We start from the raw sequence: 19,550 nt of genomic DNA on the forward strand, positions 1-19,550 counted from the left end.
CTCAAATTCATTCGATGGTCAGCGTAACGACGGACATCGCCGGAAGCTTCACGTTTAGCTTGCCGCCTTCCACGATAGCGCCGTTAAACGCTGCCGGAGCGACATTGTTCGGCTGCTCGAACGTGTTGTGCGCGTTCAAACGGTCGGCCGTCAGAACCGTGCCGGTCACCTGCGGATTGGCTTGAAGCCCGCGGAGCTCCAGGCTGACCGACGCTTCGTTTTGATGGTCGATGTTGACCAGGCTGACGTGAACTTTGCCCTCCGCATCCTTGGAAGCCGACACGGTCACCTGCGGCAGCGTTTCCCCGCTCATTTCATAAGTGCCGACCGAAGCATCGACCGCCAGCAGCTCGGCATCCTGATGAACCTTGAACATGTCGAACACATGGTACGTCGGAGTCAGGATCATTTTTTCGCCTTCGGTCAAAATCATCGCCTGCAGCACGTTCACCGTCTGCGCGATGTTCGTCATATGCACGCGGTCCGCATGCTTGTGGAAAATGTTGAAGTGCACGCCGGCCACCAGCGCGTCGCGGATCGTGTTTTGCTGATACAGGAATCCCGGATTCGTGCCAGGTTCGACGTCAAACCAGGTGCCCCACTCGTCGATGATCATGCCCACGCGTTTGTCCGGATCGTATTTGTCCATGATCGTGCTGTGTTTCGTAATGAGTTCGTCCATGTGAAGGGCCTTTTTCATCGTGATGAACCATTCGCCTTCTTCAAAATCAAGCGCCGATCCTTTGCCGAGCCAGAAGTCGCCAGGAATCGTGTAATAGTGCAAGCTCAAGCCGTCCATGAGCCAACCGGCGTTTTTCATCAGCACTTCCGTCCAGTTGTAGTCGTCGACGTTGGCGCCGCCGGCGATTTTGTAGATTTTGTTGTCGCCGTAATTGCGGACGTACGTCTGGTAACGACGGTACAGGTCGGCGTAATATTCCGGACGCATGTTGCCCCCGCAGCCCCAGTTTTCGTTGCCGACGCCGAAATATTTCAGCTTCCAAGGTTCTTCTCTGCCGTTTTCCTTGCGCCAGTTCGCCATCGGCGATTCCCCGCCCGACGTCATGTATTCGACCCACTCGGACATCTCCTGGACCGTCCCGCTGCCGACATTGCCGCAAATGTACGGTTCGCATTCGAGCAGCTCGCACAGCAGCATGAATTCATGCGTACCGAAATGGTTGTTTTCGACCACGCCGCCCCAATGCGTGTTGACCATCCGTTTGCGGCTTTCTCTCGGGCCGACGCCGTCCTTCCAGTGGTATTCGTCGGCGAAGCAGCCTCCCGGCCAACGGAGAACCGGCACCTTGATGTTTTTCAAGGCTTCCAGCACGTCGCTTCGGATCCCTTTCGTATTCGGAATCGGGGAATCCTCGCCGACCCAAATGCCCTCGTAGATGCATCTGCCGAGATGTTCGGCAAAATGGCCGTAAATATGTTTGCTGATCTTTCCTTTGGAAATGTCCGTGTTGACGATCACGTTATGCATAGTTGAACCCTCCGTTATGACGTTGTATTTTTATCCTTTGATGCCTGAATTCAAATTGATCGATTGAATGAAATATTTTTGGGCGAACGCGAACAGCAGCAGCGTCGGAATGATCGCCAGCATCGCCGAACCCATCAATTGCCCGATCATGCGGTAGTTGCCGTAAATATCTTGAAGCAGGAGCAGCCCCGCCGTAATCGGCATTTTATCGACATCCGTATACACGATGACCGGCCACAGGAAGTCGTTCCACGAACCGACGAAGGAAAACAAGCCGCAAACGATAAGAACCGGCTTGATCAGCGGGAGGATAATCGAGAAATAAATCCTGAAATCGCCTGCGCCGTCGACGCGCGCGGATTCGTCCAGTTCCCCCGGAATCCCCTTCAGGAACTGTCTGACGAGGAAGATGTTGCCCATCCCTGCAAGGCCGGGAATAATCATCGCCAACGACGTGTTTACCCACCCGAAAGCATCGATGATTTTATAAGAAGGGATGATGTTGACGACGCCCGGAAAAAACGAGATGCCGAGCAGCGTAAAAAACAGCGCGTCTCTGCCTTTAAATTGCATGCGGGCATACCCGTAACCCGTCAGGGAAATGATGACGACGACAAGCAACGTGTGCGACACCGCGATAAACACGGAGTTGAACAGCCAGCGCAAGATCGGCGCCGTAGACGTGTTGTCCAAAATGGTTACGTAGTTTTCGAACGTCCATTCTTTCGGGAAAAGACGGAAACCCGAAGATACAACTTCGGTCTGCGAACGGAACGACGTCGAAATCCCGAACAGCACCGGGATGACCCAAATAACACAAAGAACGATTAAGAATAGGTACGCGATATACTTGGAGATGCTCACTTTTTTCGACATTTTGATTAACCCTACCTCTCGTTTCCTAAATCCAGCATCTGCTTAAACGACCTACTTCGTGTTCCGGTTCATGACGTAATATTGCAGCGCTGAGATGATCAAAATGACCACGCCGAGCAAAACGGCCATGGCGGAAGCCATTCCCGCAATCGATTCCCCATTGCCGAAAGCAAGCTGGCGAATATACATCATGAGCACGTGCGTGCTTTGCTGAGGTCCGCCTTTGGTCATCATGAGCGGTTGCCCGAACACGTTGAAGGCGCCCGCCGTCGTCATGACAAACGTGTAGATTAAAGGGAAATTGATCGAAGGCAAGGTAATGCTGAAAAATCTCCGTACCGATCCGGCTCCATCGATCTCCGCCGCCTCGTACAATTCTTTGGAAACACCGGCAATGGAAGCCCGGTAAATGATCATGTTGCCGCCGACGCCACCCCATACCGTAATGACGAAAATGATGATCCAGGCGTAAGGCTGGTTTGCCGCCCAGGAGACCGTCGAATGAAGCATGTTGCCGGTAATGCCCAGCTGTTTATTGAAAATCAGCAGCCAAATCAAGGCGGCCGCGGATATCGAAATCAGTCCCGGAATGTAGATAATCGATTGAATGACGCCTTTCAACTTCACCTTCTTATGCTCCAAAGCGACGGCAACCATGAGCGGAATGACGATCAGGAGCGGAACGCTGATGACGACAAAGATCAAGGTGTTTTTCAAACCGTTGAAAAATTGGGTGTGAAACGTCGAACTCGTGTCGAACAAAATCGTTTTATAGTTTTGCAGGCCGATCCACGCAGGATCGTTCATTAGGTTCCACTGCGTAAACGAAGCATAAATCCCGTAGATCGTCGGGATCAGGATGAAAATCAGAAATAAAATCAGATGAGGGCCGACAAAGAAAAACGGTGCAAATGATTTCTTTTTCATAGCCTTGTAATTTCTCCTTTTGGAGAAACAATGCGCCAGGCAGACTTGTCCGGCACATTGTTTCTATCTTTCTATTTTGCTAAGGCCTACTTGGTGCTTTGTTTGCTGCTTTCCGCGATCTTATCCTCTACGAATTTCTGCATTTTCTGAAGCGTTTCATCCAGATCCACGTTGCCGCGAATGAGATCGGCGCTATACGTGTCAACCGCTTCGGCTACGTATGGGTAATATTCGTAAGTGTAGATGTAAAGCGATTTCGTTTCCTGATCATTCGAAGTAAAGAAGGACTGCATGAATTGCTTGTATTCAGGGCTTTCATTGACTTGCTTACTTGCTACGATTTGTCCTGCTTTCGCCCATTCCATGGAATGTTCGCGAACGAACTCCAGGAAGGCGCCGATTCCTGCTTCTTTTTCATCCGAACGCTTGTCGTTTTTGAACATCGCGAACAAGTGGGAGGATGCGCGGTTCGTGAACTTGTCCTTCGTCGGCGTGTAGACGTTGGTCACGCCGAAGTTCAAGCCTTCGACTTTGGCATGCGCCGTCGAGGTCCAGGTTCCGTCCGTGGAGAAGAGCACTTTGCCGGATTGGAACATCAGGTATCCGTCCTCGCCGAACGGCGTCATGAGTCCTGCGTCAGCAATCTTTTTCACGTTTTCGAACGCTTGCTTCATCACCGGCGTATTGACGGCAGGCTTGCCGTTTTCCTGGATGTCGCCGCCCAAGTCTTGTACCTGCGCCAAAATGACCCAGCCGAGCAGTGATTCATTCACGACATATTCGTCCGGAGCCAGTTTCCCTTTCAGGGAAAGCATTTCGTCGATCGTCACGACATTGTCGTCGAGGATGGACTCCGCGTTGTATTTTTTCAGCAGATCCTTGTTGTAGTACATCACGTTGCTGTGAATATCGAGCGGAACCGTATACTGCGTGCCGTCAATGTTGCCCGTGGACCAGGCTTGCGGCAAATAGTTCTCCTGCTTGATCTCCGGCTGCCCCTTGATGGCGCTGTCAATCGGCTCCAGGACGCCCTGCTTCGCATAACCCGGAACGCGGTCCGCGTGGATGATCGCCAGATCCGGAATGCCTTTGCCGGAGTTGAGCACGGTGGAAACTTTCGTGTACATATCGGATGTGATGACGTGCTTCACTTTGATTTCAGGATTTGTCGCATTATATTCCTTCACGATTTCATCCATATAAGCCCCGTCGTCGCCCGTCAGCGGCGTCCAGAACGTAATCGTCTTGCTGTCGCTGCCGCTTCCGCATGCGGACAACAGCATGCTTGCCGCGAATACCATCAACAATGAAACAACAAAGCTTCTCTTTTTCAAAACTTCCGCCCCCTAAACATGGATTCCCTAAAATCCTTCGATTTTTTCTTTTTTTGAAAGCGTGCTTTCATTTCATTAAAAACCTTGAATCATTACGATTTTCCATGACCCGCCTTCAACTTGTACGTACATGTTGGCGTGCTCGAACCTATGCTTTTCTATCCGCGATTTTCTCTCGGCGGCCGCCGTACCTCACCCCCATCGCAAAATTTAAAAATCTGCCGTTCCTTTTGCGCTCTATCATTTTCCTTCCCGAAGAGCAAAAAGGAATCGGCAGAACCAAACTGAAATTTATGAACATAAGCAGGTAATCCATATATTCCGGCGCCGAACAACCGGCAGTTTCCGACCGTTTACGCCCTTTTCAACCGGATGACGTTCCAGGACGCTTTGGCGAGCCGGGTATGCACGAATCCGTCCTTGCATTCCGCATTTCCGCGCGAATGAGGTTTGACGTTTTCCTCGGCAGCCGTATTCACCGCTTTCAGATCGTCATGCTCCAGAACGATATGTTCCACGACGCGGTAGCCTTCGAAACCTCTGACGTCGCATTCCACGTCGAGCGCATCCTGCAAATGGCGGTTCAGCGCAAAGACGGTCAGCTCTTCGTCCTCTTCGTTATACACAACCGCGCTCTCCAGGTACGGCACGTCCGTATAGTCCTGCGCGTCATATTTCGGCGAATCGACGATCGGCTGCAGCGAAGTGCCGCGTCCATACATTGAAGCGTGAAGGTATGGATAAAAGATCGTTTGCTTCCAGGCACGGCCGCCGTTTTCGGTCATGATCGGCGCGATGACGTTGACCAATTGGGCCAGGCAGGCCATTTTCACGCGGTCCGCATGTCTCAGGAACGAGATCAGGAAGCCGCCGACCAGAAGGGCGTCCTCGAAGTTATAGACGTCTTCGAGCTGCGGAGGTCCGACGGACCAAGGCTCGATTTTAGCATCCGCCTGATTGGAGTGATACCAGACGTTCCACTCGTCGAAGCTGAGATACATCGTCTTCTTGCTGCGCTTCTTCGCTTTTATGTAGTCGCAAGTTGAAATGACGGTATGGATAAAATGCTCCAAATCCATCGTTCTGGCAAGGAAGTTCGCGGAGTCGTTATCCCGGTTGCCGTAATATTGGTGAAGTGAAACGAAATCGACGACGTCGTACGTATGATCCAGCGTCACCGCTTCCCATTCGGGGAAGGTTGGCATGCCGGTGCTTGAGCTGCCGCAGGATACAAGTTCGATGTCCGGATCGACGAGACGCATCGCTTTGGCCGTTTCATAAGCCAAACGCCCGTATTCGACCGGCGTCTTCTGCCCGATCTGCCAAGGACCGTCCATCTCGTTGCCGAGGCACCACGTCTTGACTTTATGCGGAGCTTCGTATCCGTGACTGCGCCGCAAATCGCTGTAATAGCTGCCGGAAGGATGGTTGCAATACTCCAGCAGGTTGCGCGCCGCATCCACGCCCCGGGTTCCCAGGTTGACGGCCATCATCACTTCCGAGCCGACTTCCTTCGCCCAGCGCATAAACTCGTTGGTTCCCACCTCGTTTGGTTCGACGGTTCTCCAAGCCAGCTCCAGCCGTTTCGGTCGAAGCTCGACCGGCCCTACGCCGTCTTCCCAGTCGTACCCCGACACGAAGTTGCCGCCGGGATAGCGGATGATCGGAACGCCCAGCTGCCGGACGAGCTCCTTGACGTCTCCGCGAAAACCGAGGCTGTCGGCGGTAGCATGCGACGGTTCGTAGATTCCGCCATATACCGCACGTCCCAAATGTTCTATGAACGAGCCGTAAATCCGCTTGTCTACTTCCGCGATTTTGAAGGCTTTATCTATAACAATACGGGCTTTCTGCGCTGTCGATGACATCTGTCGACCACCTTCCATTTTAGCAATGTATGAATTAATTTAGTAAACTTGATTGAATCCGCTTACAGATATAAAATAACATAGGATCAGCAAAAAGTAAACATAAATATATAAAACATTTTATGTTTTTATAAAATTAATTGTCGATAATGCGCTGAATTTGGAGCATAAAGCGGCATAACGAGTCTACTTTTCGCTTATTTTTTATATTTATATAAAACAAATGGGAAAAACCAAATGGTTCATGCCAATTCCTCCAACAGGCGGTCGACTATCTTTAGCCGTTTCGTTCGTTTATAATGATTGGATATGATCTTTGTTTTTTTCCATATCTACCGGAAGAAGGGTTCGATGATATGATCTATATCAAGGATTTAATGAGCGGCATCGACATTTTCAAGGCGTTAAGCTCGGAAATCAGGATTCAAATCCTGCAATTGCTGGCCCAGAACCAGGCTCTTAACCTGAACGATCTTGCGGGCAAGCTGAATTTGAGCAACGGGGCCATCACGATGCATGTCAAAAAGCTCGAGGAAAGCGGGCTCATCGAAATCAATACCAGCGTCGGCAAACACGGCATTCAAAAAATATGCTATCTCAATAAAGACAAGCTGATGGTCGATCTGCGGAGCAAAGATGTCGACAATCTGTACGAAGTCGCAATTCAGGTCGGACATTACAGCAATTACCGGGCCGAGCCGACCTGCGGACTCGCAACCAAAGACAGCATCATCGGCGACTTCGACGATCCCCGCTATTTCGCCGATCCGCAGCGGATCGACGCCGAAATCATCTGGCTGACCGAAGGTTTTCTGGAATACCGCATCCCCAACTACCTGAAGCCGAACCAGACCTTCCGCGAAATCCAATTTTCAATGGAACTCGGCTCCGAAGCTCCGGGTTTCTGCGACAACTATCCGTCGGACATTTACTTCTACGTAAACGGCGTGGAAATTGGCTACTGGACCAGTCCCGGGGACTTCGGAAACGCGCGGGGCACGTTCAATCCCGACTGGTGGCCGCCTCATCTGAACCAATACGGCATGCTGAAGCTGATCCGCATCAACCACGAAGGAAGTTATATCGACGGCTGCCGGATTTCGGACGTGACGCTGGATCAGATCAACCTCGATTACAAAAGCGAGCTGACCTTCCGGATCGCCGTCACGGAGCATGCCGAAAACAAACGGGGCCTCACCATCTACGGCAAACACTTCGGCAATTACGGCCAGGATTTGCTGGCCCGCGTGCTGTATGATGTAAAGCAGGAATAAACCAATGCCCTAACACGGAAGGGACCTGGCAGGATCGTATTATTGCCTAAGGTCCCTTTTTTCGCCGCCGCATGCCCTTGCTCGAAGCGGATGCTCACCCTTTTACCGCCCCGGCCGTCATGCCGTCGATAAAATATTTCTGGAAGGCGACAAACAGGATAAAAATCGGAATGATCGAAAAAAACGAGCCGACGATCAGCAGGTCGTAGTTGTTGCCGTACGGCGTCAGCAGCGTTTTTAAACCGATCGGAAGCGTGTATTTGTTGTCGTCGCTGAGCACCATAAACGGCCACAGGAAGTTGTTCCAGCTGTTCATCCCGTTCAAGATGGCCATCGCCGCAAAAGACGGCTTCATCACGGGCAAAATCAACCGGGCGTAAATGCCGTATTCGGTGGCGCCGTCGACCCGTCCCGCCGCAATGATCTCCTTGGGAACGCCGCTGAGGTACTGCCGGAAAAAGAAAATCGTCGCCGCGCTCGCAATGCCGGGCAACACGATCGCCGAATAGGAATTCATCAGCCCGATGTTGTTGATCAGCGTATAAAGCGGCAGCAGCAATATTTCGAACGGCACCATCATGATAAGCAGGACGCAGACGAACAAAACGTTTTTCCCTTTGAACTCGTACGCCGAAAAACCGTAAGCCACCGTCGCGCTGACGATCAGCGTCAAGGCAACCTGAACGACGGTCAACAGCAGCGAGTTGAAAAACCATTTAAAATAGGCATGATCGCCGGTAAATAAATACGCGAAGTTGTCCAGGCTCATCACGGACAAGTCGAAGCGAAGGTTCAGCCCGTACCGGATCAAATCCTCCCCCGGCTTAAAGGAGGCGATCGTCACCGCGTAAAACGGAATGAGGATCAGGAGACAGATGACGGCAAACAACGCAAAGAGGACGATTTTGGCCGTTAGCTCTTTTTTCATGGGTTACTCCTCCTTCTTGAACATGCCGGAGAATGCAAGCTGGGTGAGGTTGATGATCATGGTGATGGCCAGCAGCACGATCCCGACGGCCGCCGCATAGCCGAGATTGTTTTTCTCGATGCCCTGGCGGTACAGGTAACCGACGATGGTCAAACCGATGTTTTTGGGCGAATTGTTGCCGTTCCATAACATCATGCTTTCAATAAACATGGCGAGCCCCGCGTAGATGCTGATCGTCACCACGTAAATCGTCGTCGGCTTCAGCAGCGGCATCGTGATCCTCGTAAACTTCTGCCAGCTTGACGCGCCGTCGATCGATGCGGCTTCATAGTAGTCGTCCGGAATGTTTTTGAGCCCCGACAAAAAATAAAGCATGTTCACCCCGGTCCATCTCCACGTCGCCAACGCGACAAGCGCGATGTAGCCCGTCACCTGCCCCTTCAAAAACTTGACCGGGTCGATGCCGAACCAGCCGAGGATGCTGTTGATCAGCGACCCCTCCATTTCCCCGAACATAAGCCGAAAAATCGTCCCCGCCACGACCACCGAGGTCAGCGCCGGGAAGAAAAACGAGGATTTAAAAAATTCCCTTCCCCACATCAGCTTGCTGTTGATCAGCACCGCAAAAAGCATCGGAAACGGAATCAGGATCAGGAGCGTCAGCACCATGTAAACCGCGCTGTTCCCGACGGCTTTAAAAAACGTCTTATCCCCCATGAGCTTGGCGTAATTGTCGAATCCGATCCACTGCGCCTCCTGCCCCAGCGTCACCTTCTGAAAGCTCATCCCTACGGAGCTGGCGAGCGGGTATATCCAAAATACGAGAAAGACTAAAACAAACGGAAGAACAAAGACATACGGAGCGACCTTCTGCGAATACAAAAATCTTTTGACCATAGCGTCAGACTCCTTTCGAAGAAAGCTGCCCGTTCGAGGGGCAGCTTTCCGGTTTGTCATCACGGACAACTTTATTTCAGTTCCTGCTCGATTTGCGACTGGGCATCGTCAAGCGCCTGCTTAATGTCCTTGCCGTCCTCGAAAATTTCGTTCAGCGTCACCGTGCAAAGCACGTTGTTGATCGTCGGGCTTGCCGGCGTCGATTTGATGAGCCGAATTTCGTCCTTGATCTCGTTCAGCACGTCAAACGGATTGTTGACGAAATATTTGACGAATTTGTTCTCCGGATTGTGGGTGACGTCCTTCATGTTCCAAACATCCATATTGATCGGATCAAAGCCGAGGGTGTTCCAAATCTCGATATTGGCGTCCAGCGAAAGTTTGGCATAAGCAATGAACTCTTTGGCCAGCTGCACGTCTTTTGCCGTTTTGGTGACGACGGTCGCCGTCCCCCCGCCGCCGAAGGAACGCGGCATGCCCTTTTCCATGACCGGCAGCGGAGCGATGGCGATTTTCCCTGCCAGTTCAGGCATGTAATTGGTGTAGCGGGACATCTGCCACAGAGGCATAAACGCGGTCACGTAGTTCCCGGAGTTGAATTCACCGTAGGCTTCCTCGGTATCCGGCTGCCCGCCGGCGATCGTAGCGAGCACGTTGTTGTTCTGCAGATCCTTCAGCACAGTCAGGCCTTTGATCATTTGCTCGGAATTGACCTTCGGATTGCCGGCCTCGTCCGTATAATCCGATTTCTGCTGGGCGAGCATCATCGATTCCTGCCAAGCGGCGCTGGTGTCCGCCGTTCCCATATGTTTGCCGGTTTTTTCGTATACCTGCATGCCTGCTTTCTTGAAATCGTCCCAGGTGACGATGGTTTTGTAATCCACCCCGGCCTCTTTTAAAATTTCGGTATTGTAAAATGCGACGGTTGCCCCAACGTGTGTGGACAATCCGTAGACGGTGCCGTCTTTGCTGTACAAATCCAATTGAGATTGAACAACCGTGTCCTTATAAGGTTTTACCACATCGTTCAAAGGTTCGAGCTGCGGGGTTCCTTTCATGAAATCCGGATATTTGCCGAGCTCGATGTCCGCGATATCGGGGGCGCCGACCCCGGTTTGCACGGCGATGGACAGCTTGTTATGCATGTCGTCGTAAGGCATGACGGTCACGTTTAGCTTGATTTGCCGGTCCGGATTGGCCTTGTTCCATTTTTCAAGCATTTTCTCGAAGTGCTGCCCATGCAGCTCCACGAACGTCCAATACGATAATTCCGTTGCGCCTTTGTCCGCCCCGCCGTCCAGCACGGACGTTTTTCCGCCTGATGAGGATGAGGACTTGCCGCCGCAGCCCCATAAGATCGTTGTCATCAAAAGTACCAGAAGCGTAATCAGCCATGTTTTCTTCATACTTGACCCTCCTGAATGATTTGTTGGCATAAGCCTTGCTCAAACATAAAACACTCCGGAAGCGAAAATTGGAGGCGTGCGGGATCTAAGCCGCGGCATCCTTCCTTCCGGAAGTGAGGTTTGACTCCAATCGTCTCGGCATGAACCGCTTTCACAAATGGATGTCAGGGCTGCCTTGGGTTCGGCGATTCGACGCGGGCTGCTTCCTCCAGAACCTTCGTTCTTTTGACGGTTGCAGCCGATTATTCGTTTTCATTAAACATAAAACATTTTATGTATATACAAATGAATTCGCTTTCAAATATAAAATAGCACACCATTTCCCTGTTGTAAATAAATAACTATGAAACTTTTTATTGTTTATTAAAACAAAATAATGTTCAATCATAAATAAGTGATAAAATCTTTAAATAAGCTTCGTTCCTCGTCCGAACATGACGTTATAAGTTTAAATTTGTTTGAAATGAACTGCTATAAATCTGTCAAATGTTATAAAAAAATTGTTGTTTCTTAAAAAAACATGCGGCACACTATCTTTAACAATTATATTGGTTTATAATTATTTAAAATAAAAGAAACAGGGATGTATCCATACTTATTTGAAGAAGGGTTCGATGATATGATTTATATCAAGGATTTAATGAGCGGCATTGATATTTTCAAAGCGTTAAGCTCGGAGATCAGGATCCGGATCCTCGAACTGCTGGCGACGAACCAGGCGCTGAATCTGAACGATCTTGCGGGGAAGCTCAACCTGAGCAATGGAGCCATTACGATGCATGTCAAAAAGCTGGAGGAAAGCGGACTTATCGAAATCAACACCAGCGTCGGCAAGCACGGCATCCAAAAAATGTGCTACTTGAATAAAGACAAGCTGATGGTCGATCTGCGCAGCAAAGACGTCGACAACCTGTACGAAGTGGAAATCCAGGTCGGACATTACAGCAACTATCAAGCGGTTCCGACCTGCGGACTTGCAACCAAAGACAGCATCGTCGGCGATTTCGACGATCCCCGGTATTTCGCCGACCCGCAGCGGATCGACGCGGAAATCATCTGGCTGGCCGAAGGTTTTTTGGAATACCGCATTCCCAACTATTTGAAGCCGAATCAGTCTTTCCGGGAAATCCAGTTCTCGATGGAACTCGGGTCCGAAGCCCCCGGCTTCTGCGACAATTATCCGTCGGACATTTATTTTTACGTCAACGGGATCGAGATCGGCTGCTGGACCAGTCCCGGCGATTTCGGCGACGCCCGCGGCACGTTCAATCCGGATTGGTGGCCGCCGCATTTGAACCAATACGGCATGCTAAAGCTGATCCGCATCAATCAAGAGGGCAGCTTTATCGACGGATGCCGGATATCGGACGTAACGCTGGACCAAATCAACCTCGACTACAAAAGCGAGCTGACCTTCCGGATCGCCGTCACGGAACAGTCCGAGAACAAACGGGGCCTGACCATCTTCGGCAAAAACTTCGGCAACTACAGCCAGGACCTGCTGGCCCGCGTGCTGTACGACGTCCATCCGGATTAAGCGGACGCCCGCCATGCCTTTTAAGAAAAACGTCTATCGCCGTACTTTCACAGAAGACAGACCGTGCTTAGCGGAAATTTTTCTTGAGATATAAGGGAGCCATCGCTTCGAAACTTCTTATATCTTCATAAAGGGGACCTTGGACATGCATTCACATGCTCCAGGGTCCCTTTTACTTTTCGATAGGCAACGCCGTCACGCGGCAACGGCTTCAGGCTTCATTCAACGCGCGCAGCAGCGTATGGCGGTCGCGCAAGAGATGGGCTTCGCGCAGGCTTTCCGCGAACAGCCCGTCGTCAATGCCGAGCTCCTGCAGGCTTGAGGGTCCGCCTGCGCGCTGCAGGAGCGAGCGGATTTCGGCTTCGGCAGGCACCGCGCCGAGCCACTCCCGCACCTGTGCGCCATGCTTCCGCAGCATGTCGGGCTCCTGCCGCGGATAAACGCCGCGGAAGGCCGCGTTATGGTAGAGGCGCGAAATTTCCGCGCAGGCCACGCCGACCTTCGCGCCGTGCAGCAGCGCCCGGCTGCCGCGGCGCAAATATTCCATCTCCCAGAAATGGGAAAGATGATGTTCGGCGCCGGAGGCCGGATGGGACTGCCCGAATTTGAGCATCGCGATCCCGGATTCAATCAGGGACGTCATCAGGATGCGGATGCCCTCCTCCGTCCGGTTCCCGATCTCGTCGACATGCTCTACGCAGGCGTTCAGCGCTTTTTCCGTCATGTCCGCGACTTCCTGGTCGTAAGGCTCCGCCGCAGTCAAATGCGAAAATTTCCAATCGAATAACGAAGTGTATTTGCCGAGCATGTCGCCGAATCCGGCGGCAACCAGCTGCTGCGGCGCTTTCGTCAGAACGTCCAGATCGGCGAAAATCGCCACCGGGCCCGTGGCCGGAAACGTCTTTTTCACGCCGCGGACGATCAAGGGAGCTCCCTTTGACGTAAAACCGTCCACCGACGGAGCCGTCGGCACCGAAACGAACGGTTTCCCCGTTTTGTAACATACGAAGCGAACAATATCGTGGATCGTTCCTGAACCCGCCGCGATCACCGCATCCGTCGTTTCCGGGTTCACTTCAAGCAGCAGCTGCAGAAGCGACGGTTCGTCGGCCACGACGTCTCCGGACGGCCCGGGCTCGATCAGGCACAAGCGAATGCCGACGCCGGCAGCCTTCAGCTCCCGTTCCAGCTCCTTGCCCGCAGCCTCGTAGGTGTTCCCATCCGCCGTCAGAATGACGTTTTGACACCCTTTTTCCTTGAGATAGGCGGCCGCTTGTTTGATCGCTCCCTTTTCAAGCACCATTTGATCCAGCGCGTATTCCACCGGAACGTTGTTCATGCTGATCCCTCCTTATATCTGCCCCCATAACGAAAAGACCGTCGGTCTGCAACAAAACCGTCTGCCCTTTGCATAGCCGATGAGAGCTGAAGACGTTCGTATTCAACCCTTTCTTGCGTTTATTCCGATCGTAAACGGGGGGCGCAGGCCGAATGCTCCGTCCTGCGCCTTGATGTAACCATCTTCCCGCCGGTTATTCGACCGACTTTTTAATGTTCTTCAGCCGCTTCATCACGTCGTTTGCGCCGCGGCCAAAGTAATCATGGAGAAGGTTGTATTCTTGATAAAGACGTTCGTACACTTCGACGTTCTCCGGAATCGGCTTGAAGGTTTCTTCTTTGACCCTCGCCATGTTTTCGGCCGCCGCGATCACCGTGTCGTATCCTCCGGCTTCCTGTCCGGCCGCTACCGCCGCGAATATCGCCGCTCCGAGCGCCGGCGTCTGCTTGGAATCCGCCACGTAAATTTCGCGGTTCGTGACGTCCGCGTAAATCTGCATCAGCAGCTTGTTTTTTTGCGGCAGCCCGCCGCATGCGTACAAGGCGTCAACACTTACGCCGCTCGAATGGAAGGCGTCGACGATTTTGCGCGTGCCGAAAGCCGTCGCTTCAAGCAGGGTGCGGTAAATTTCCTGCGGCTTGGTCAGGAGCGTCATGCCGAGAATCAGTCCTGTCAGATCGGTATCGACGAGCACCGAACGGTTGCCGTTCCACCAATCGAGCGCAAGGAGCCCGGTCTGGCCCGGCTTATACTGCGCGGCTTCCCTTTCGAGCCAAGCATGGACGCCGATCCCCTCTTTGTCCGCGGCTTCCTTCACATAAGCCGGCAGCGCTTCCTCCACGTACCATTCAAAAATGTCGCCGACAGCCGACTGGCCTGCTTCATATCCGTACAATCCCGGGATGATGCCGTCTTCCACGACGCCGCACATGCCTTCGACCTGCTTCTCTTCCGTGCCGAGGAGCATATGGCAAATGGACGTTCCCATCGCCATGACCAGCTTGCCCGGCGTCACGACGCCGACGGCAGGCACGGCCGCATGGGCGTCGACGTTGCCGGCCGCAACCGCGATGCCCGGCCGAAGTCCCATCATCGCCGCCATCTCCTCCGTCAACCCGCCGACGTTCGTACCCAGCGGAATGACTTCGCCGCGCAGCTTGGTTTCGGTCAAATCCTCGAGCCGCGGATCCAGCGCTTTGAAAAATTCCTTGCCCGGATAACCTTCCTGCTTATGCCAAATCGCTTTGTAGCCGGCGGTGCAGCTGTTGCGGACGATTTTGCCGGACATTTGCGAAATGACCCAGTCCGTCGCTTCCAGAAACATGTCCGCTTGATCATAAATTTCCGGAGCCTCGTTCAAAATCTGCCATGCTTTGGCGATCATCCATTCCGAAGAAATTTTGCCGCCGTAACGCGGCAGGAACGCTTCGCCGCGCTCGGCCGCGATCCGGTTGATCGCATCCGCTTCCGGCTGGGCTGCATGGTGTTTCCACAGCTTCACCCAGCTGTGCGGGTGATCCTGAAACTCGGGCTTCAGGCAAAGCGGTTCCCCCTTGCCGTCCACCGGCAGCATGGTGCAGGCCGTAAAATCGATGCCGATGCCGATGATGTCGGCCGGGTCTACGCCGGAATCGCGAACGACGGCAGGCACCGAACGGCGCAGCACTTCGATGTAATCCGCCGGGTGCTGCAGCGCCCAGTCATGGTCCAGCTTTTTCCCGGAACCCGGCAGCTTTTCGTCGATGACGTGATGCGGATACGGCGTGACATGGTCCGCCACTTCGCGGCCGTCGGCCAAATCAACCAATACGGCGCGGCCGGACTGCGTTCCGTAATCCACTCCGATCGTATACTTTTTGCTCATTTGAGTCCCCTCCAGCTCGAAAACGAGTTATGATGACGATGTTGCAAATCCGAAAAGCGGCTTCCGATCAAGCGATAAAGATCTAAACAGGTTAACTTGTCAATATCTTACACGGAAGCGGCTGGAATGCATATTGAAAAATCCGAATCATCGCAATGAACATTTTGCTTTTATATAAGTCGAGCCAATCATTTATACGGATGATGCCAGCCGGGATCGATCATTTTTGGCCGTAGTAAGCATTCGCTCCGTGCTTGCGCAGGAAATGGCGATCGAGGAGCGTCTGGTCCATCGGCTTGCTGTCCGGATTGAGCTGCAGCTGCCGCGCGGTGATTTTGGCCACTTCCTCCAGCACGACCGCATTGTGGACCGCATTCAAGGCGTCGCTTCCCCATACGAAAGGCGCATGCGCATGCACCAGAATACCGGGAACCTGGATCGGGTCCAGTCCCAGCTCGCGGAACCGCTCCACGATGACGTTCCCGGTCTCGAGTTCGTAAGCGCCTTCGATTTCCACCTTCGTCATCGGCCGCGTGACCGGAATTTCGCCGTAAAAATAGTCCGCATGCGTCGTTCCCGACGCCGGCAAAGGCCGGCCTGCTTGCGCCCAGCTGGTTCCCCACGGCGAATGGGTATGTACAACCCCGCCGATTTCAGGGAATTCGCGGTATAACACCATATGTGTCGGGGTATCGGACGACGGACGCAAATCGCCTTCGACGACCCGTCCCTCCAAATCGACGACGACGAGGTCTTCCGCCTTCAAATCCTCGTAAGGCACGCCGCTCGGCTTAATGACGAACAGCCCTTTTTCCCGGTCGATTCCACTTACGTTGCCCCATGTAAAAGTAACGAGGCCATATTTCGGCAAAGCCAAATTGGCTTCAAGCACCTGTTGTTTTAATGCTTCCAGCATGTCGGACACATCCTTTCCGGTTTGTAGTTGTACGTACAAGCAAGAGCGGAAGAGTCCGCATTGAAGCAGACCCGTCCCTCTTAATCCTGGGTTCTTTTGGCTACGGAATCCCGCACGATCAGCTCGGGCTCGTATACCGCATCCTGTGCCGTCTTTCCTTGTTCAATCATGGCAATCAGCCGGCTTGCCGCCGTCCGCCCCATTTCCGTCTTGGGATGCGTCAGCGTGGTCAGCTTCGTCCCCGAAGCGGTCGCCAGGCTGGAATCGTCGAATCCGATGACGGACACGTCTTCCGGAACCTGAAGCCCGCTTTCGGCAACCGCCTCCATCAGCAGCACGGCAAGCTCGTCATTGTAGCATACGAAAGCCGTCGGTCGGTTTTCCCCTTCGCCCAGCATCTGCAAAGCCTGCCGGTAAGGCAGGTCGTTTTTTTCCTCCGTCGTGTAGGTGACGACCCTTTTCGGCGAAGCGCTCATTCCCGCCGCTTTATGCGCCGCCAGAAACCCTTTCAGGCGGTTGACGCCCTGCAGGTCGTCCCGTTTGAAGAACCCGGCGATCTGGGTATGCCCCATCTCCAGCAAATACTGCACCGCTTTGTAGCCTCCGGCTTCATCATCCACCTTCAGGCAGGCGCATTCCAGCTCCCGGTACTTTTCGTTGATCATCAGATAAGGGATTCCCTTTTCCTGAAGCTCCAGAAAATAGGCCAAATTCGGATTGCCCTCGGCGCTTTTCGTCGGCTCGATGATCAGTCCGCTGAGCGGCTGGCTGGTCATCAGCTGCAGGCTTTCCATTTCCTTTTCCTTGTTGTTGTCGGTGCTCGACAGCTGAAGCCGGTATCCCTTGCTCCGGAGCTCCGCTTCGGCGCCGCGGACGATATGCGGAAAGATGTAATCCGATATATACGTCGTAATAATGCCGATCGTTTTCGCCTGCTCGCCTTCCCGGCGCTGCGGCTCGCGGGCAAAGGTGCCTTTGCCTTGGATCCTTTCCAGCCATCCTTCCTTCTCCAGCTCCCCGAAGGTTTGGCGGACCGTCTGGCGGCTCATGCCGAACTGCTCCGCGATCTCGTTCTCCGACGGGACCTGCTGTCCCCGCTGCAGCTTGCCCGATTCGAACCAGGACAGCAGCTCTTTCTTTAATTGAATATATTTGGGAATCCGTCTATTATTCATCATTCACCTCAGCGAAACAATTCGAGTATAGAGCCTGCCGGGCACCATGTCAGGTTCGGTGCTGCCGGACAGGCTCTTCCATTTATAGCTATTGTATCATAGGCTGGGCGAATAGGGACAAACTGCCCTTATCTTAAGCGATAGGCCGCGTCGCTCCACAGAAGTTCGTTTTTGAAGCGCTGAACCGACGTGTCTTTGTCGATGATGACGGCTTCAATGCCGGCCATTTCCGCAAAATCGGCCAAGTTTTCGGCCGTGATCGCGTACGAGAGAACGGTGTGATGCGCACCGCCCGCCAAAATCCATGCTTCCGCCGATTCGCGCAGGGAAGGCTGCGGTTTCCAAAGCACGCGCGCAACCGGCAGCTTAGGCATCGCTTTCTCGACTTTCACGCCGTCCACCACATTGACGAGCAAGCGGAAACGGTGTCCGAGATCCACGAGGGACGCATTGACCGCTTGGCCGTCGCGACCGTCGAATACGAGGCGGGCAGGGTCTTCCTTTCCTCCGATGCCGAGCGGATGCACTTCAAGCGACGGGCGCGTCGCCGCGATGGTCGGGCACACTTCCAGCATATGCGCGCCGAGAATCATATGGTTGCCCGGCTCGAAGTGGTAGGTGTAATCCTCCATGAACGACGTATTCTTGTTGTTCGCGAGCACTTTCAGAACCCGCGTCAGCGCCGCCGTTTTCCAGTCCCCTTCGCCGCCGAAGCCGTAACCGGCTTCCATCAGGCGCTGCACGGCAAGACCCGGAAGCTGCTTCAAGCCGTGAAGGTCCTCAAACGTCGTCGTGAATGCGCCGAATCCGCCTTCCTCGAGGAAACGTTTCATCGCGATTTCGATGCGGGCCTGGTACGCAATCGCATCCCGCACCGGTCCGTCGCTAAGTCCGGCCTGGGTAATCGTATATTGCTCCGCGTATTCGTTCAGGAGCGCCTTCACTTCGCTGTCCGTCACTTCATTCAACACCTGCACCAGATCGCCGACGCCGTAGCCGTTGACCGACCAGCCGAATTTGATCTGGGCTTCCACCTTGTCTCCTTCCGTTACGGCCACTTCGCGCATGTTGTCGCCGAAACGGGCTACTTTCAGGCGGCGGCTTTCGGCAAATGCGACTGCGGTGCGCGTCCAGCCGGCAATGGATTCGCGGACTTCAGGGTCTTCCCAATGTCCGACGACGATTTTCCGGGCGATGCCGAGACGGGCGCCGATATGGCCGTATTCCCTGTCGCCGTGGGCGGATTGGTTCAGGTTCATGAAATCCATGTCCATCGTTTCCCACGGAATGTCGCGGTTAAACTGCGTATGCAGATGAAGCAGCGGCTTCTGCAGCTGCGAAAGGCCGGCGATCCACATTTTGGCCGGAGAGAAGGTGTGCATCCACGTGATGATGCCCGCGCAGGTTTCATCGCTGTTCGCCTGAATGATCAGGTTGTAGATTTCATCCGGCGTCGTGACGATCGGCTTGAATACGACCGGATATGTAAAAGAAGCATCCTGATCAAGCTCTTTGGCGATGATTTGCGAATGCGCAGCTACCTGCTCCAACGTTTCGGGTCCGTATAAATGCTGGCTGCCGGTGACAAACCAAAATGAGTGCGGTTTCAAATTCATCTTGTTAGCCCTCCTTAATGGGTACGTATGAGTTCACCAACTTGTACATACATATATGAGTATAATTTGCACTAAATCATACTTGTACGTACATTTATCTATGG

The 19,550-nt window shown here is 53.2% G+C and carries 15 protein-coding genes; 2 read left to right on the plus strand and 13 right to left on the minus strand.

Features of this window, described 5'->3' with window-relative positions; genetic code table 11:
- Nucleotides 1–7 precede the first annotated feature (7 nt).
- From GQY55_RS14245 to arfA, 5 genes are all read right to left on the minus strand, one after another.
- Nucleotides 8–1,489, minus strand: coding sequence for an alpha-N-arabinofuranosidase (locus GQY55_RS14245; protein ID WP_160042483.1), 1,482 nt, complete (start codon nucleotides 1,487–1,489; stop codon nucleotides 8–10).
- Nucleotides 1,490–1,519: 30 nt separating this feature from the next.
- On the minus strand, nucleotides 1,520–2,365 hold the full coding sequence (locus GQY55_RS14250; RefSeq protein ID WP_160042485.1) for a carbohydrate ABC transporter permease: 846 nt from the start codon (nucleotides 2,363–2,365) through the stop codon (nucleotides 1,520–1,522).
- A gap of 51 nt (nucleotides 2,366–2,416) precedes the next feature.
- Nucleotides 2,417–3,292: a carbohydrate ABC transporter permease gene (locus tag GQY55_RS14255; RefSeq protein ID WP_160042487.1), complete on the minus strand. Its 876-nt coding sequence runs from the start codon at nucleotides 3,290–3,292 to the stop codon at nucleotides 2,417–2,419.
- Nucleotides 3,293–3,378: 86 nt separating this feature from the next.
- Nucleotides 3,379–4,593, minus strand: coding sequence for an extracellular solute-binding protein (locus GQY55_RS14260; protein ID WP_160042809.1), 1,215 nt, complete (start codon nucleotides 4,591–4,593; stop codon nucleotides 3,379–3,381).
- A 386-nt stretch (nucleotides 4,594–4,979) separates the two neighbouring features.
- Complete coding sequence (arfA, locus tag GQY55_RS14265) at nucleotides 4,980–6,494, minus strand: arabinosylfuranosidase ArfA (protein WP_160042489.1); 1,515 nt, start codon at nucleotides 6,492–6,494, stop codon at nucleotides 4,980–4,982.
- Nucleotides 6,495–6,850: 356 nt separating this feature from the next.
- Here arfA and GQY55_RS14270 point away from each other — a divergent pair, with 356 nt between their 5' ends.
- Nucleotides 6,851–7,768 (plus strand): ArsR/SmtB family transcription factor, encoded by a 918-nt coding sequence (locus tag GQY55_RS14270; protein WP_160042491.1) that lies wholly within the window; start codon nucleotides 6,851–6,853, stop codon nucleotides 7,766–7,768.
- Between the two features lie 94 nt (nucleotides 7,769–7,862).
- Here the strand turns inward: GQY55_RS14270 and GQY55_RS14275 are convergent, their stop codons facing one another.
- The 3 genes from GQY55_RS14275 to GQY55_RS14285 all read right to left on the minus strand — a co-directional run bounded on the left by GQY55_RS14275 (nucleotide 7,863) and on the right by GQY55_RS14285 (nucleotide 10,999).
- The gene (locus tag GQY55_RS14275) at nucleotides 7,863–8,696 is read right to left on the minus strand and encodes a carbohydrate ABC transporter permease (RefSeq protein WP_160042493.1); all 834 of its coding nucleotides are present in this window, start codon (nucleotides 8,694–8,696) and stop codon (nucleotides 7,863–7,865) included.
- Nucleotides 8,697–8,699: 3 nt separating this feature from the next.
- Nucleotides 8,700–9,593 carry a carbohydrate ABC transporter permease gene (locus GQY55_RS14280; protein WP_160042495.1) on the minus strand — a complete coding sequence of 298 codons (894 nt, stop codon included), beginning with the start codon at nucleotides 9,591–9,593 and terminating at the stop codon, nucleotides 8,700–8,702.
- A gap of 71 nt (nucleotides 9,594–9,664) precedes the next feature.
- Entirely contained in the window at nucleotides 9,665–10,999 is a 1,335-nt protein-coding gene (locus GQY55_RS14285; RefSeq protein ID WP_160042497.1) for an ABC transporter substrate-binding protein, read from the minus strand.
- Nucleotides 11,000–11,618: 619 nt separating this feature from the next.
- Here GQY55_RS14285 and GQY55_RS14290 point away from each other — a divergent pair.
- On the plus strand, nucleotides 11,619–12,536 hold the full coding sequence (locus GQY55_RS14290; RefSeq protein WP_160042499.1) for an ArsR/SmtB family transcription factor: 918 nt from the start codon (nucleotides 11,619–11,621) through the stop codon (nucleotides 12,534–12,536).
- 211 nt (nucleotides 12,537–12,747) lie between these two features.
- Here the strand turns inward: GQY55_RS14290 and GQY55_RS14295 are convergent, their stop codons facing one another.
- The 5 genes from GQY55_RS14295 to araA all read right to left on the minus strand — a co-directional run bounded on the left by GQY55_RS14295 (nucleotide 12,748) and on the right by araA (nucleotide 19,446).
- Nucleotides 12,748–13,875, minus strand: coding sequence for a sn-glycerol-1-phosphate dehydrogenase (locus GQY55_RS14295; RefSeq protein WP_160042501.1), 1,128 nt, complete (start codon nucleotides 13,873–13,875; stop codon nucleotides 12,748–12,750).
- A 193-nt stretch (nucleotides 13,876–14,068) separates the two neighbouring features.
- Complete coding sequence (locus GQY55_RS14300) at nucleotides 14,069–15,739, minus strand: ribulokinase (protein WP_160042503.1); 1,671 nt, start codon at nucleotides 15,737–15,739, stop codon at nucleotides 14,069–14,071.
- A gap of 220 nt (nucleotides 15,740–15,959) precedes the next feature.
- The gene (gene araD, locus GQY55_RS14305; RefSeq protein WP_160042505.1) at nucleotides 15,960–16,655 is read right to left on the minus strand and encodes an L-ribulose-5-phosphate 4-epimerase; all 696 of its coding nucleotides are present in this window, start codon (nucleotides 16,653–16,655) and stop codon (nucleotides 15,960–15,962) included.
- Between the two features lie 80 nt (nucleotides 16,656–16,735).
- Entirely contained in the window at nucleotides 16,736–17,830 is a 1,095-nt protein-coding gene (locus GQY55_RS14310) for a GntR family transcriptional regulator (protein WP_373309225.1), read from the minus strand.
- Nucleotides 17,831–17,958: 128 nt separating this feature from the next.
- Nucleotides 17,959–19,446, minus strand: coding sequence for an L-arabinose isomerase (gene araA / locus GQY55_RS14315; RefSeq protein WP_160042509.1), 1,488 nt, complete (start codon nucleotides 19,444–19,446; stop codon nucleotides 17,959–17,961).
- Nucleotides 19,447–19,550 lie beyond the last annotated feature (104 nt).

The sequence above is a fragment of the Paenibacillus sp. USDA918EY genome (assembly GCF_009870825.1).
Taxonomy (GTDB): Bacteria; Bacillota; Bacilli; order Paenibacillales; family Paenibacillaceae; genus Paenibacillus_AQ; species Paenibacillus_AQ albilobatus.